Source organism: Kitasatospora cathayae, from assembly GCF_027627435.1.
GTDB classification, from domain to species: domain Bacteria; phylum Actinomycetota; class Actinomycetes; order Streptomycetales; family Streptomycetaceae; genus Kitasatospora; species Kitasatospora cathayae.
The window spans coordinates 4,452,277-4,467,186 of the sequence record NZ_CP115450.1 but is presented as its reverse complement, the minus strand read 5'-3'; the positions used below and the strand labels follow the sequence as shown (position 1 = coordinate 4,467,186).

At 72.6% G+C, this 14,910-nt stretch carries 15 protein-coding genes; 6 read left to right on the top strand and 9 right to left on the bottom strand.

The window, feature by feature from the left end; translation table 11 throughout:
• Positions 1 to 250 precede the first annotated feature (250 nt).
• The 5 genes from O1G21_RS19830 to trxA all read left to right on the top strand — a co-directional run bounded on the left by O1G21_RS19830 (position 251) and on the right by trxA (position 5,678).
• Positions 251 to 2,299: a serine/threonine protein kinase gene (locus tag O1G21_RS19830; RefSeq protein ID WP_270145704.1), complete on the top strand. Its 2,049-nt coding sequence runs from the start codon at positions 251 to 253 to the stop codon at positions 2,297 to 2,299.
• Positions 2,300 to 2,340: 41 nt separating this feature from the next.
• A complete protein-coding gene (gene sigM / locus O1G21_RS19825; RefSeq protein WP_270145702.1) occupies positions 2,341 to 3,108 on the top strand; it encodes an RNA polymerase sigma factor SigM in 768 nt (255 codons plus the stop codon).
• Positions 3,105 to 4,061 (top strand): cupin domain-containing protein, encoded by a 957-nt coding sequence (locus tag O1G21_RS19820; protein ID WP_270145701.1) that lies wholly within the window; start codon positions 3,105 to 3,107, stop codon positions 4,059 to 4,061. Before sigM ends, O1G21_RS19820 begins: the two co-directional genes overlap by 4 nt.
• Positions 4,062 to 4,256: 195 nt before the next feature.
• On the top strand, positions 4,257 to 5,222 hold the full coding sequence (trxB, locus tag O1G21_RS19815; protein ID WP_270145699.1) for a thioredoxin-disulfide reductase: 966 nt from the start codon (positions 4,257 to 4,259) through the stop codon (positions 5,220 to 5,222).
• Positions 5,223 to 5,354: 132 nt separating this feature from the next.
• Complete coding sequence (gene trxA, locus O1G21_RS19810; RefSeq protein WP_270145697.1) at positions 5,355 to 5,678, top strand: thioredoxin; 324 nt, start codon at positions 5,355 to 5,357, stop codon at positions 5,676 to 5,678.
• 74 nt (positions 5,679 to 5,752) lie between these two features.
• Here trxA and O1G21_RS19805 read toward each other — a convergent pair whose 3' ends face one another.
• The 9 genes from O1G21_RS19805 to rpmH form a co-directional block, all read right to left on the bottom strand.
• Entirely contained in the window at positions 5,753 to 6,370 is a 618-nt protein-coding gene (locus O1G21_RS19805) for a GNAT family N-acetyltransferase (RefSeq protein WP_270145696.1), read from the bottom strand.
• 130 nt (positions 6,371 to 6,500) lie between these two features.
• On the bottom strand, positions 6,501 to 7,565 hold the full coding sequence (locus O1G21_RS19800) for a ParB/RepB/Spo0J family partition protein (RefSeq protein ID WP_270145695.1): 1,065 nt from the start codon (positions 7,563 to 7,565) through the stop codon (positions 6,501 to 6,503).
• Positions 7,562 to 8,509, bottom strand: a complete 948-nt coding sequence (locus tag O1G21_RS19795; RefSeq protein WP_333493561.1) for a ParA family protein — start codon at positions 8,507 to 8,509, stop codon at positions 7,562 to 7,564. The genes O1G21_RS19800 and O1G21_RS19795 overlap by 4 nt, the downstream gene beginning before the upstream one ends.
• Before the next feature lie 261 nt (positions 8,510 to 8,770).
• Positions 8,771 to 9,616, bottom strand: coding sequence for a 16S rRNA (guanine(527)-N(7))-methyltransferase RsmG (gene rsmG, locus O1G21_RS19790; protein WP_270145692.1), 846 nt, complete (start codon positions 9,614 to 9,616; stop codon positions 8,771 to 8,773).
• A gap of 159 nt (positions 9,617 to 9,775) precedes the next feature.
• Entirely contained in the window at positions 9,776 to 10,306 is a 531-nt protein-coding gene (locus tag O1G21_RS19785; protein ID WP_270145690.1) for a Jag family protein, read from the bottom strand.
• Between the two features lie 82 nt (positions 10,307 to 10,388).
• On the bottom strand, positions 10,389 to 11,567 hold the full coding sequence (gene yidC, locus O1G21_RS19780) for a membrane protein insertase YidC (RefSeq protein WP_270145688.1): 1,179 nt from the start codon (positions 11,565 to 11,567) through the stop codon (positions 10,389 to 10,391).
• Positions 11,564 to 11,935 carry a membrane protein insertion efficiency factor YidD gene (gene yidD / locus O1G21_RS19775; RefSeq protein WP_270145686.1) on the bottom strand — a complete coding sequence of 124 codons (372 nt, stop codon included), beginning with the start codon at positions 11,933 to 11,935 and terminating at the stop codon, positions 11,564 to 11,566. The genes yidC and yidD overlap by 4 nt, the downstream gene beginning before the upstream one ends.
• Positions 11,932 to 12,360 carry a ribonuclease P protein component gene (rnpA, locus tag O1G21_RS19770; protein ID WP_270145684.1) on the bottom strand — a complete coding sequence of 143 codons (429 nt, stop codon included), beginning with the start codon at positions 12,358 to 12,360 and terminating at the stop codon, positions 11,932 to 11,934. Before rnpA ends, yidD begins: the two co-directional genes overlap by 4 nt.
• A gap of 18 nt (positions 12,361 to 12,378) precedes the next feature.
• Complete coding sequence (rpmH, locus tag O1G21_RS19765; protein ID WP_030059672.1) at positions 12,379 to 12,516, bottom strand: 50S ribosomal protein L34; 138 nt, start codon at positions 12,514 to 12,516, stop codon at positions 12,379 to 12,381.
• Between the two features lie 352 nt (positions 12,517 to 12,868).
• Here rpmH and dnaA point away from each other — a divergent pair, with 352 nt between their 5' ends.
• Complete coding sequence (gene dnaA, locus O1G21_RS19760; RefSeq protein WP_270145680.1) at positions 12,869 to 14,665, top strand: chromosomal replication initiator protein DnaA; 1,797 nt, start codon at positions 12,869 to 12,871, stop codon at positions 14,663 to 14,665.
• Positions 14,666 to 14,910: the final 245 nt, after the last annotated feature.

Genomic DNA, 14,910 nt, shown 5'->3' with positions numbered 1-14,910 from the left:
CGGTCACCGCCTCCGCCCGTCCGGCTCGATTCCGGGCCGCCCCCCGCTGCCGGAACCCACGGACCGCGAGGTGGCGGCCCGGTGTGGGATCTGCACGACATCTCTCCACCCGCAGGCAACCGAGCGGACGTCTCAGCGGTCGTACCCGGTGGAGAAGAGTGGGCACAATTGTCCTGGAGCACAGGGCGGCCGATCCGCGGGCTCCAGCGACTCTCTCAGCCGGGGCGACACAAGGGGAGGCAGGACCACGGTGGCTGATGGCACCAAGGCGGTCGTCGACACGTCAGCAGCTGACGCGGCGGCGGACGAGGCCGCGCTGGCTGCGGCGATCGACGAGCTCGGGCGCGCGAAGACCGCGCCGGCGGGCACCGCCGACGCCCGCTCCGCGAAGGCCTCCGCGAACGCCTCCACAGAAGCCTCCACGGACGCCTCCTCGGATCCCTCCGTGGCGGACGACGAGGACGCTCCCCCCGCCCCGCAAGGCGACCCGGACGACGCCCCGAAAGGCGACCCGGACACCGGCCCGGACGCCGAGCCGGACCGGGAGACCGCCGTCAGCGAGGAGACCTCGGAGATCACCGCCCCGCTCTCGGTCGACGAGATCGCCGCCGAACTGGCGGCCGGCTCCCCGCGGAAGAAACCCGCGCCCGCGCCGGAGACCGCCCCCGCCAAGCGCCGCCCGACCGACCCCCAGCCCACGGTCGACCCGCGGGACACCGCCACCCTCCCGCGCACCCTCCCCGCGCCGATGCGGCACAGCGGCGACAAGATCGGCAACCGGTACCTGCTCGAGGAGTGCATCTCCCAGACCGAGACCTTCAGCAGCTGGCGCGCCGTCGACGAGAAGCTGCGCCGGGCCGTCGGCGTCCACCTGATGGCCTCCGGCCACCAGCGGGCCCGCAAGGTGCTGGCCGCCGCCAAGTCCGCGGCCCTGCTCGGCGACCCGCGCTTCGTCCAGGTGCTGGACGCCGTCCAGGAGAACGAGCTGGTCTACGTCGTGCGGGAGTGGCTGCCGCACGCCTCCGACCTCGCCAAGCTGCTGGTGAACGGCCCGATGGAGCCGCACGAGGCGTACCAGATGGTCCGCCAGGTCGCCGACGCCGTCGCCGCCGCCCACCGCCGCGGCAAGGCCCACCTGCGGCTCACCCCGCGCTGCGTGCTGCGCACCGACAGCGGCCAGTACCGGATCAACGGCATCGCGGTGGACGCCGCCCTGCGCGGGCTCCCCCCGGAGGACTCCACCGAGGACGCCCAGCGCACCGACACCCGGGCGATCGGCGCGCTGCTGTTCGCCGCGCTCACCCACCGCTGGCCGTACCCCGAGGACCGCTACGACCTCAAGGGGCTGCCCAAGGGCCTGCAGAACGCCGCGCCGGACCAGGTCCGCGCGGGCGTCCACAAGGGCCTGTCCGAGCTCGCGGCGCGCGCCCTGTTCGACCACCCGCCGCACCACGCCGCGCCGATCACCACCCCGGAGGAGCTGGTCCGGGCGATCGCGCAGCTGCCCCGGATCCGCCAGCCCGAGCCGGAGCTGCCGGCCTTCCCGACGCCGCCCCGGCACAACACCCACGCCCTGCCGACCGCGCCCAACCCCACCCGGGTCGCCGACACGACGGTCGCCCCGCTGCCGGCCTCCTCCCGGCCGACCGCCGCCCGGCGCAGCCGGCGCCGGCTGCGCCGAGTGGTCAAGGCCACCGCCTGGACGGTCGCGCTGGGCGCGATCGGCGTCGCCTCCTGGCAGTTCGTCGGCAGCCTGCGCCACACCGGCCAGGCCGTCGCCACCCCGCAGCCCTCGGTCAGCACCGCCGCGCCGAGCCCGCACGGGACGACGACGCACGCCCCCGTGCCGATCACCGTCAAGGACGCGCAGTCCTTCAACCCGCTGGGCGACGGGCCCGAAGGCACCGCCAGCGTCAAGAACGCCATCGACGGCGATCCGGGCACCGCCTGGACCACCAACTGGTACAACGACCAGCTCGGCCCCAAGCCGCCCTCCCTCAAGTCGGGCACCGGCCTGCTGCTCGACCTCGGCTCGCCGCAGTCGGTCTCCTCGGTGGACGTCCAGTTCATCGGCGAGCACACCGCGGAGCTGCGGGTGCCCGGTACGGCCGGCGCCAACCCGCCGGGGACCAGGCCGGAGAACTTCACCGTCGTCGGCAAGAAGTCCGGCCCCAGCGCCGACTACACCCTCGACTCCCCGATCACCACGCGTTACCTCTTGATCTGGCTGACCGCTCTGCCGAAGGATGGCGACGGCAGGTTCCAGGGCAAGGTCGCCGAGGTCAAGGTCTTCGGCTGACCGCACCCCGGCGCACCGGAACGACGGCAAGGGGTCAAGGGGTGACAGTGGCGGAGGACGACGCGGCATTGCTCGCCCGGCACGTCGCCGGCGATCCGCACGCCTTCGGCGTGCTGGTGAACCGCCACCGCGACCGGCTCTGGGCGGTCGCCCTGCGCACCCTGGGCGACCGAGAGGAGGCCGCGGACGCCCTCCAGGACGCCCTGGTCTCCGCCTTCCGCGCCGCCCCCGGCTTCCAGGGCCGCTCGGCGGTCACCACCTGGCTGCACCGGATCGTCGTGAACGCCTGCCTGGACCGCGCCCGACGCAGCGCCACCCGGCGCACCACCCCGCTGGACGACGACCCGCAGCGGCTGGACAGCCTGGTCGGCACCGCCGAGCCGGCCGACTCCCCGGTGGTCCGGAACGAGGTGCACCGCGAGCTGACCGCGGCCCTCGCCGAGCTGCCCGCCGAGCAGCGGGCCGCGCTGGTCCTGGTGGACATGCAGGGCTATCCGGTCGCGGAGGCCGCCGAGCTGCTGGGCGTCCCGGTCGGCACCGTGAAGAGCCGCTGCGCGCGGGGCCGGGCCCGGCTGCTCCCGCTGGTCCGGCACCTGCGGGAGACGGACGACGGGGCGCGCGACGAGCGGGATGTTTCACGTGAAACACCGGGGCGCCGGGCGCCGGGACGCGGGGCCTCCGGCTCGCCCGGAGCGGCCCCGCCACCGCGCCGCGACGCCCAGGGGAACCCGACGGGCCCGCGCACCGTCACAGGGACAGGCCCGAGCACCGGCCGCACGATGCTGGAAGGAGATGCGAGCACGCGATGACCGCCCCCCTCTCCTCCCCCGAGCCCGCCGACGCCCACCCCTCCGTCGAGGAGCTCGCCGACCTCGCCGAGGGCCTGGTCGAGCCCGCCGGGGCCGCCGAGGCGCTGCACCGGCACCTGGACGGCTGCGCCGAGTGCCGCGGGACCGCCGACGCCCTGGCCGAGGTGCAGGCGCTGCTCGGCGCCGTCGAGCCCGAACCGGTGCCCGCCGACGTCGCCGCCCGGCTGGACGCCGCCCTCGCCGAGGCGGCCCTCGCCGACCGCTCCGCGGCCCGGAGCGCGCAGCGCCCGCCGGAGCGCCCCCGGCAGGCCTCCGCCACCACCGGCCGGACAGAGGCCCCGGCGACGCCCGTACGCGCCGTCCCGGCGCCCTCCGCGCCGCCGCCCCGCCCGGCCGCCTCTTCGGGACCCGGCCGTCCCCGGCTCCGCCGCCGGCGGTTCGCCGTGCTGCTCGGCGCCGCCGCCGCACTGGCCGCCTTCGGCCTCGGCGGCGCCCTGCTGCTGGACCACTCCGGCGACTCCGGCACCTCCGCCGCCTCGGCCGCCGCGACCGGTGTCGCCCAGGACCAGAGCGCCCGTACCCCACACCTCTCGGGCCCCGGCACCGTCTACCGGGAGGACCGGCTCGCCGCGCAGGTCCAGCAGTTGCTGGCCCGCTCCGGCACCGAGCCCGGGCTGCGCGCCTCGGGACCGGCCAAGTCCGGCGCCGCCCCCGCCGAGGGCGTCCGGCCGGAGCTCTCCGGCCCCACCTCACCCGCCGCCCCGGCCTCCCCCACCGCCTGCCCGGCCCCCGCCCCGGGCGCCCCGCTGGCCACCGACCAGGGCAGTTACCTGGGCGCCCCGGTCGAGGTCCTGGTCTACCCGAGCCCCGGCCGACCCGGTTTCGTGGACGTCTACCTGCGCTCCCCCGACTGTGGCCCGGTCGTCCTGCACCAGACCGTCCCCGGCCACTGAGCCCGGCTTTCCCAGCCACCGGCGGGCCGTTCCCATGCGATCGACGACCAGGACGCCACGCCGCTTCCGGAGTTCGGGCGCCTGGTACTGATCCGCCTGGGAATGCGAGACACTGGTCAGTCGTTGTCCCGGGCGGCGGAGCAGGACCGCCCTCCCCGCAGCAAACGCGGGTCGCGATGCGAACCAGGAGAAGCAGTGAGCGACGTCCGTAACGTGATCATCATCGGTTCCGGCCCGGCCGGGTACACGGCTGCGCTCTACACGGCCCGTGCCTCCCTCAAGCCGCTGGTCTTCGAGGGGGCCGTCACCGCCGGTGGTGCGCTGATGAACACCACCGAGGTCGAGAACTTCCCGGGCTTCCGGGACGGCATCATGGGCCCCGAGCTGATGGACAACATGCGGGCGCAGGCCGAGCGCTTCGGCGCCGAGCTGATCCCGGACGACATCGTCGCGGTCGACCTCACCGGTGACATCAAGACCGTCACCGACTCCGAGGGCAACGTGCACAAGGCCCGCGCCGTGATCGTCACCACCGGCTCCCAGCACCGCAAGCTCGGCCTGCCGAACGAGGACAAGCTCTCCGGCCGCGGCGTCTCCTGGTGCGCGACCTGCGACGGCTTCTTCTTCCGCGACCAGGACATCGCGGTGGTCGGCGGCGGCGACACGGCCCTGGAGGAGGCGACCTTCCTCTCCCGCTTCGCCAAGAGCGTCACGATCATCCACCGCCGCGACACCCTGCGCGCCTCCAAGGCGATGCAGGAGCGCGCCTTCGCCGACCCCAAGATCCGCTTCGAGTGGGACAGCGCGGTCGAGGCCATCCACGGCGACCCGAAGCTGACCGGCGTCACCCTGCGCGACACCACCACCGGCGAGACCCGCGAGCTGGCGGTCACCGGCCTGTTCATCGCGATCGGCCACGACCCGCGCACCGACCTGTTCAAGGGCCAGCTCGACCTCGACGCCGAGGGCTACCTGAAGGTCGAGTCCCCCTCGACCCGGACCAACATCGAGGGCGTCTTCGGCGCCGGCGACGTCGTGGACCACACCTACCGCCAGGCCATCACCGCCTCCGGCACCGGCTGCTCCGCCGCGCTGGACGCCGAGCGCTACCTGGCCGCGCTGGACGACGCGGAGAACAAGGCCGCCGCCGTCGCGGTCTGACCCCCTCGCCACCGACCGAACCCCGCGGGGGTGTTCCACGTGAAACACCCCCGCCCCGGCCAGGCAGAAACAGAACGGGCCCGCCCGTTGTTCACCTGGCAGCACCCCCTCCGTCCTACCCGAGGAGTTCCCGTGGCCGGCGCCACCATCGTCACCGATGCGACGTTCAAGTCCGACGTCCTGGAGAGCGACAAGCCCGTACTGGTCGACTTCTGGGCCACCTGGTGCGGCCCGTGCCGTCAGGTCGCCCCGATCCTGGAGGAGATCGCGGCCGAGCAGGGCGACAAGCTGACCGTTGCCAAGCTCGACGTGGACGCCAACCAGGTGACCGCCGCCGAGTACAACGTCATCTCGATCCCGACCCTGATCCTCTACAAGGGCGGCCAGCCGGTGAAGCAGATCACCGGTGCCCGTCCGAAGGCCGCGCTGCTGCGCGAGCTGGACGGCCTGATCTAGGTCCTCCGGTCACCGACCGAACGGCGGCGGGGGTCCCCACCCGGGGAACCCCGCCGCCGTTTTCGCTGCGCCGCTCAGAACGGCCGCAGGGCCGGCTCCTTCCGCCCGCCGCCGAGCAGCCGCTCCAGCGCCCCCTCCACGTCGCCGCGCCAGGAGAGCGTGGTCCGGGCCTCCAGCCGCAGCCTCGGGTAGCGCGGGTGCGGCCGTACGGTCTTGAAGCCGACCGCGAGCAGGTGGTCGGCCGGCAGCACGCAGCTGGTCGGCACCCGGCCCGCCGAGCCGAAGGCCTCGATCGCCCGCACCCCGCGCCCCAGCAGGTCCTTGGCGACGGTCTGCACCAGCACCCGGCCCAGACCCTGCCGCTGGTAGCCCGGCAGCACCCGGCTGACCATCAGCTGAACGGCGTCCGGCGAGACCGGGCTGGTCGGGAAGGACTGCGAGCGGGGAACGTACGCGGGCGGCGCGTAGAGCACGAAACCGGCGGGCTGGTCGTCCACGTAGACGATCCGGCCGCAGGACCCCCACTCCAGCAGCACCGCGGAGATCCACCCCTCCTTCTCCAGCTCGGGCTTGCCCGACTCCACCGCCTCCTTCGCGCTGACCGGGTCCAGCTCCCAGAACACGCAGGAGCGGCAGCCCGTCGGCAGGTCCGCGAGGTTGTCCAGCGTCAGCGGCGCGATCCGGCGTCCCATGGCCCGTACCTCCTCCTCCCTCTCACGGTCGAGCATTCCCCCACGAACGCCGATGGGTGCATGTTTCACGTGAAACAGCGCTCACGTGGCACATGCACCCATCGGGTCGTTGCCCCCGGTCCGGACGGGCTCAGCCCTGCGACAGCCGCAGACCGTCCTCACCGGGAGCCATGCTGTCCAGGATCCGGTTGAGGTCCTCCACCGAACCGAACTCCAGCACCACCTTGCCCTTGCCCAGCTTGCCGCCGCGCTGCGACACCTCGACCTTGACCCGGGTGTCGAAGCGGTCCGACAGCCGGCTCGCCAGGTCGTTGAACGCCGGGGAGATGATCTTGCCCGCCTTCGGCGTCTGACGCCGGGGCTTCTGCTCCAGCTTCATCACCTTGACGATCTCCTCGATGTTGCGCACCGTGAGACCCTCCGCGATGATCCGCTTGGCCAGCCGCTCCTGCTCGTCGGCGTCCGGCACACCGAGCAGGGCCCGTGCGTGCCCGGCCATCAGCGTTCCGGCCACCAGCCGGCGCTGGACGGACGGCGTGAGCTTCATCAGCCGCAGCGTGTTGGAGACGTGCTCGCGCGAGCGGCCGATGCGGTCGGCGAGTTCCTCGTGGGTGCAGGAGAAGTCCCGCAGCAGCTGGTCGTAGGCGGCCGCCTCCTCCAGCGGGTTCAGCTCGGCCCGGTGGAGGTTCTCCAGCAGCGCGTCCAGCAGCAGCTTGTCGTCCTCGGTGACCCGGACGATCGCCGGGATCCGCTCCAGCCCCGCCTCCCTGGAGGCGCGCCAGCGGCGCTCCCCCATGATCAGCTCGTAGCGCTCGGCCGCGACCTGGCGCACCACGATCGGCTGGAGCAGGCCGACCTCCTGGATGGACTTGACCAGCTCGTCCAGCTTGTCCTCGTCGAACACCTCGCGCGGCTGGCGCGGGTTGGGGGTGATCGCGTCCAGCGGCAGCTCGGCGAAGGAGGCGCCGGGGACCGGGGTCGGCTGCTCCGCCCGTCGGCCGGCGGCCGCCCGGGCCGCCACCGTGGCGCGACCGCCCGGCAGCACCGGCACCGAGGCCGGCGACGTCGCGCCGGCCGTCACCACCGAGGCCGGCGCGGGCGTGGCGGCGACCGGCTGCGCCGACCCGCCGTCCGCCGGCGCGGCCGGGCCGATCAGCGCCCCAAGCCCTCGTCCCAGACCCCTGCGACCACTCACTGATGACCCTCCGTCGTACCGTGCTGTGCCACCGGGGCGCCGTGCCCCGTACCGCTGCCGCCCCGCTGTTGACCCACCAGCGAGCCGCCCTGACCGACCGCGCGCAGCGCGAGCTCGCGGGCGGCCTCCAGGTACGAGAGCGCCCCGGTCGAGCCCGGGTCGTAGGTCAGCACCGTCTGCCCGTAGCTGGGCGCCTCCGAGATGCGGACCGAGCGCGGGATCGCCGTGCTCAGCACCTCGTTCTGGAAGTGGGTCCGGACCTCCTCGGCGACCTGGGCGGCCAGCCTGGTCCGGGCGTCGTACATGGTGAGCAGGATGGTCGAGACGTGCAGCGCGGGGTTGAGGTGCGCGCGCACCAGCTCGACGTTGCGCAGCAGCTGGCCGAGGCCCTCCAGCGCGTAGTACTCGCACTGGATCGGGATCAGCACCTCCTGACCGGCCACCAGGGCGTTGACCGTCAGCAGGCCCAGCGAGGGCGGACAGTCGATCAGGATGTAGTCCAGCGGCTGCTCGTAGGCGGCGATGGCGCGCTGCAGCCGGCTCTCCCGGGCCACCAGGGAGACCAGCTCGATCTCGGCACCGGCCAGGTCGATGGTGGCGGGGACGCAGAAGAGCCCCTCGACGTCCACCACCGGCTGGACCACGTCGGCCAGGGGCTTGCCCTCGACCAAGACGTCGTAGATGGACGGCACCTCGGCGTGGTGGTCGATGCCGAGGGCGGTGGAGGCGTTGCCCTGGGGGTCCAGGTCGACCACCAGGACGCGCAGCCCGTGCATGGCCAGCGAGGCGGCCATGTTCACGGTGGTGGTGGTCTTGCCCACCCCGCCCTTCTGGTTGGCGACCACGATCACCCGGGTGGCGGCGGGCCGGGGCAGCCCCTCGCCCGCTCGGCCGATCGCCTGAACCGCAGCCTGGGCAGCCCGCGCGATGGGCGTGTCATCGATCTGGTCGATGGTCTCCGAGTCCTGCATGGGGCTCAGTGTTTCACGTGAAACCGGAGCGGCAACAGTCGCCGTCCGGCCGCGAGCAAGGATTCCGGAGAGCAGGGAGCGACGTTTCACGTGAAACACCATGCCCGCTATGCCGGAAATCTGACGTTGCGACACTCCGGTGTCCCACCGTCGGCCCGCCAGTCACCTGAACGACGACGGGCGGACGGTTCCCCCTCAGGAGGACCGTCCGCCCGTCGTCACGGCTGTTTCGGCTCAGCGGCCGCGGCGCCTGGCACCCCGGCCGGCGGCACCGTTCTTGGCTCCCGCGTTGCGACCGGCCCGGGCCACCTTGGCCCGTCGGGTCGCGGCCTTCACGCCACCGGGGCTCTCCCCCGCCTTGACCTGGATCACCCGGGTCGAGGTCTCCAGGGTGCCCTCGCCGACCGAGATCACGCTCCACTCGACGGCGCCCAGCTTGGCCAGCCCGGCGCGCGAGTCGGCCAGCTCCTGCTCGGCGCTGTCGCCCTTGAGCGCCAGCATCTGCCCGTGCGGACGCAGCAGGGGCAGGCCCCAGCCGGCCAGCCGGTCCAGCGGCGCCACCGCCCGGGCGGTCACCACGTCCACCGCCAGCTTGCCGACCATCTCCTCGGCGCGGCCGCGCAGCACCGTGACGTTCTCCAGCGCCAGCTCCCGGACGACCTCCTCCAGGAAGGTGGTCCGGCGCAGCAGCGGCTCCAGCAGGGTCACCGAGACGTCCGGGCGGGCCAGCGCCACCGGGATGCCCGGCAGGCCGGCACCGGAGCCGACGTCGCACAGGGTGGAGCCGGCGGGCAGCAGCTCGGCCAGCACCGCGCAGTTGAGCACGTGCCGGTCCCACAGCCGGGGCACCTCGCGCGGGCCGATCAGCCCGCGCCGGACACCCGCGGTCGCCAGCAGCTCGGTGTAGCGGACGGCGGCGTCGAAGCGGTCGCCGAAGACCTCCCGGGCGGCGGCCGGCGCCTCGGCCAGCACGTCCAGCTCGGGTGCCTCGGGTGCCCCGGCCGCCTCGGCGGCCCGCTCCTCGGCATCAGGGTTCACGTCCGCCCCCGGACGGCCGGTGGCCGCGCTCTCCGTGTCCATCTCGACCTCTCCGATCTCCGGATCCACCGACCCGCTCAACGCACTGTTTCACGTGAAACATCCCAGGAGGAACAACGACCCCGCCCGCACGAGGCGGACGGGGTCGAGTCCGGTTGGGCTCACCGGTCGCCGCGACGACCGGTCATCGATCCGCCGGCCTCAGGCCGGCAGCACGACCACGCACCGCTGGGGCTCTTCGCCCTCCGACTCGCTGCGCAGACCGGCGGCCGCGACCGCGTCGTGGACGACCTTGCGCTCGAACGGCGTCATCGGTCGCAGCTTGACCTGCTCGCCGGTGCTCTTGGCCTGCTCGGCGGCCTTGGCGCCCAGGGCGGCCAGCTCCTCGCGCTTGCGGGCCCGGAAGCCGGCGATGTCCAGCATGAGGCGGCTGCGCTCGCCGGTCTCCCGGTGGACAGCCAACCGGGTCAGCTCCTGCAGGGCCTCCAGCACCTCGCCGTCCTGGCCGACCAGGCGCTGCAGCGCGCGGTCGTTGCCGTCGCTGACGATGGAGACCAGGGCGCGGTCGCCCTCGACGTCCATGTCGATGTCACCGTCGAGGTCCGCGATGTCGAGCAGACCCTCCAGGTAGTCCGCCGCGATGTCGCCCTCCTGCTCCAGGCGGGAGATGAGGCTCTCGCCGGCGCTGGCGGCGGCCTCGGCCTCGACGGCGGAGGTGGTGCCTTCCGTCACTGATGGACTCCTTCGGAGATGGGCCCGGCTGGCGGGCGGGGAACGAAGCTCTTCGCAGCTGCCACAACGGGCCAGGGGCCGGTCAGGACTTCTTCTTCGGCCGCTGGCCGCCGCGCTTGGGCTGCTGCCGGGTGCCCTGCTTGGTGCCGCCGGACTTGGCCGCGGTCTGCTTGGCGGCCGCCGGCTTGGCACCGGAGTCGGCCGCGACGGTCTCCTCGGCGGGCTGCTCGGCGGGCTGCTCGGCGGGCTGCTCGACCGGGGTGTCCGCGCCCGGCTCGGTCGCCTGGGTGGCACCGCCGTGCTGGCGCTGGGCCTTGGTCTGGCGACGGGGCTGCTGGCGGCCCGCCCGGACCGACTCCTCGACCACGGCCGCGGCGGAGGCCGCCTCGGCGATGGCCGCCTTGGACGGGGGCAGCATGCCCCAGAGCGCGCCCTTGATCTCCGTACCGTCCGCGCGCAGCCGGCCGGCCTTCTTCAGGCGCGCCTGGCGCTCCTGGAAGGCCTTGCTGCCCGGGGTCGGGTTGTTGCGGATGACGACCAGCTGCTGGCCCATCGACCAGACGTTGGTGGTCAGCCAGTAGACCAGGACACCGACCGGGAAGTTGATGCCCATGACGGCGAACATGACCGGGAAGACGTACATCAGCATCTTCTGCTGCTGCATGAACGGCGTCTTGACCGTGAGGTCGACGTTCTTGGTCATCAGCTGGCGCTGGGTGACGAACTGCGACAGCGACATCATCACGATCATCACCGCGGTGACGATCTTGACGCTGGTCTCGGGGCTGCTGACGAAGGTCGCGGAGAGCGGGGCGCCGAAGATGTGCGCCTTGCCGGCGCTCACCAGCAGGTCGCCGTGGATCACACCGATGTCGTGACCCTTGGCGACGTTGGACAGCACGCCGTAGAGGGCGGTGAAGAACGGGGCCTGGACGATGATGGGAAGGCAGCTGGAGAACGGGTTGGTACCCGCCTCCTTGTACAGCTTCATCATCTCTTCCGACTGGCGCTGCCGGTCGTTCTTGTAGCGCTCCTGGATGGCCTTCATCTTCGGCTGGATCGCCTGCATGGCCCGGGTCGCCTTGATCTGCTTCACGAAGAGCGGGATCAGGCAGATCCGGATGACGACCACCATCGAGGCGATGGCCAGTCCCCAGGCCCAGCCACCGTCCGGGTTGAAGATGTTGCTGTACAGCGAGTGGAACTGGACGATGATCCAGGACACCGCCGTGTACAGGGGACTCAGAAAACCGAAGGTCACCGGTCAGGCTCCTTGGACAGGTGGATTGGCCGCTCGGGGCCAGTGGGCGCCGGGCCCTCGGGGTCCGGACCGGCGGAGATGGCGGTCACCGACTTGTCGGCGGCGGACCGGCTGTTCAGCCAGTCTCGCAAACGCCGGTGCCAAACCGGATGCTTGCGTGGCGGGACGTGATCGACCCCACCGGGCGACCAGGGGTTGCAGCGCAGGATGCGCCAGACGGTCAGCCCGCCGCCCTTGACCGCCCCGTGCACCTTGACGGCCTCGTAGCCGTAGTGCGAGCAGGAGGGGTAGTAGCGGCACACCGGACCGAGCAGTGGGCTGATGGTCCACTGGTAGACCCTGATCAGACCCATCAGCAGGTACTTCATCGCCCTGCTCCCGTCGGCGCCGTTGCGGCGGGCTCGGCCCTCAGCAACCGCTTCAGCGCCGCGTCCAGGTCACGCTCGAGATCCTGGTACGACGCGGTCGCGGCCTGGGGCAGCGCACGCACCACTATCAGGCTACCGGCGGGCAGCCCGGACAGACGATCACGGACTAGATGGCGCAACCGGCGCTTGACCAGGTTGCGAACGACCGCCGGGCCAACGGCCTTGCTCACGACGAAACCCGCACGCGCCGAAGGAGTCCCCTCGGCGACGTGCGGGCGGGAGTCGCTGGTCCGGTCGGTCTGCCCCTGCGGGTCACCGTCTCTGCTGAGATGGACGACCAGAAGGGGCCGACCGGCCCGGCGACCGCGTTTCACCGCGGTCGCGAAGTCCTGGCGCCGCCGCAGCCGATTCTCGGAGGGCAGCACAACAGACTCTGGCGTGGATCAGGCGGACAGGCTGGCGCGGCCCTTGCCACGGCGAGCGGCCAGGATGGCGCGGCCGGCGCGGGTACGCATACGCAGCCGGAAGCCGTGGGTCTTCGCGCGACGACGGTTGTTCGGCTGGAAGGTGCGCTTGCTCACTCGGGGGCTCCTGAGGTGAATCGTAGGATGACGGGGAGTCGCTTGGCCGTCACCGTGCGTCCGCGTGATCTCCCCTGATTCGGAAATCCGGCCCGTCGCCCCAGTTCGGCTGGGGTCTGAGGCAATCCACGGCGCCCGTGCTGCGCGCCTTATGGAGCGGGTGGACCCGCGGACATGCGGCAGCGGCCATCGACAACTCGACCTGGTTACGGTACGCGGGACGGGGCGCGAGGGTCAAACCAGCCGCCCGGAGGCCGTTTACCCACAGCCTGTGGACAACGACTTGATCCGTCTCTGTTCGCTGACTACCGTTGCAGGACTTGTCTGGTTTGTTCTTGGAAAGCGTGCACCAGTGGCTGATGTCAACAGCGACCTCGTCCCGGTCTGGGCGAGGGTCGTCGAGCGGCTGGTCAGCGACCCCGACGTCGGGGAGATGGACAAACAGTGGGTGCAGCGCACCCAGCCGATGTGGATGATGCACGACACCGCCCTGCTGGCGACCCCGAACGAGCGGGCCAAGCAGGTGCTGGAGGGTCGGCTGCTGCCCCAGCTGACCGACGCGCTCAGCCGCGAGCTCAACCGGCCGGTCCGGATCGCCGTGATGGTCGACGCCAACGCCGTGCCGACCACTCCCGCGCCCGCCGCCCAGGCCCCCGCCGAGCCCTACCCGGGCCCGGCCGAGGAGGACTCCGGCTACGGCGGCCAGGGCTACCAGCAGCAGCCGTACGAGCAGGACTACGAGCGCCCCCGCTACGACACCGGCGGCTACGAGCACCGCCCCGCGCCCTACGGCGGCCAGTCGGCCCAGTCCTGGCCCGGCTACCAGGAGCCGCCGGCGCCGTACGAGCCCGAGGAGCCCGCGCCCCGCCCGGCGCCGCGGCCGCTGCCCAGCCCGCCCTCCACCACCCAGGGCGACCTGTTCGGCGGCGCGTACGGCCCCGGCCCCGGCGAGCAGCCGCGCGCCGGCGCCGGCCGCCGCGGTCACGGCGCCCGGCCGGCCGGTGGCCGCCCGGCCGAGAAGGCCGCCCCGGAGCGGTCCGCCGACCGCCCCGCCGTCCCCGGAGTGCCCGCCCCGCCCGGCGCTCCGCCGGCCGGCGGCTCGCGCAAGGACGAACCGGCCGCCCGGCTGAACCCCAAGTACCTGTTCGACACCTTCGTCATCGGCGCCAGCAACCGCTTCGCCCACGCGGCGGCGGTGGCGGTCGCCGAGGCCCCGGCCAAGGCGTACAACCCGCTCTTCATCTACGGCGAGTCCGGGCTGGGCAAGACCCACCTGCTGCACGCCATCGGGCACTACTCGCGCAGCCTCTTCCCGGGCACCCGGGTGCGCTACGTGTCCTCGGAGGAGTTCACCAACGAGTTCATCAACTCGATCCGGGACGGCAAGGCGGACACCTTCCGCCGCCGCTACCGGGACATGGACATCCTGCTCGTGGACGACGTCCAGTTCCTGGCGAGCAAGGAGTCCACCCAGGAGGAGTTCTTCCACACCTTCAACACCCTCCACAACGCGAACAAGCAGATCGTGCTGTCCTCGGACCGGCCGCCCAAGCTGCTGACCACGCTGGAGGACCGGCTGCGCAACCGCTTCGAGTGGGGCCTGATCACCGACGTCACCCCGCCGGAGCTGGAGACCCGGATCGCGATCCTGCGCAAGAAGGCCATCCAGGAGCAACTGAACGCCCCGGCCGACGTGTTGGAGTTCATCGCGTCCCGGATCACCCGCAACATCCGGGAGTTGGAAGGCGCCCTGATCCGGGTCACCGCCTTCGCCAACCTCAACCGGGCGCCGGTGGACCTGGAGTTGGCCGGGATCGTCCTCAAGGACCTGATCCCCGGCGGGGACGAGGACGCCGGACCGGAGATCACCGCGCAGGTCATCATGCAGCAGACCGCCGCGTACTTCGGCCTGGGCGTGGACGACCTCTGCGGCTCCTCGCGCAGCCGGGTGCTGGTGACGGCCCGGCAGATCGCCATGTACCTGTGCCGGGAGCTCACCGACCTGTCACTGCCGAAGATCGGCGCCCAGTTCGGCGGCCGCGACCACACCACGGTGATGCACGCGGACCGCAAGATCCGCTCGCTGATGGCCGAGCGGCGCTCCATCTACAACCAGGTCACCGAACTCACCAACCGCATCAAGAGCTAGGCCGCGGCGCCGAGTCGGGCCCGTCGGGCCAGCCGGCCGGGAAAGGGCGTCAGGAGCGATCCTGACGCCCTTTCCGCGTTTCCACAGGTGTGCGTCGGGCTCCGGCTGGGCAGGGATCCGGTCGACGGACGTTCCACCAGTCCACAGCCCGCGCCGAACAACTGACCGGTGATTCGAAAACCGAGGGCGCGCAGGGCAGTTGTCCACAGGACGGGCCCCTTCCGCACGGTCCACAGGCCGGGGAG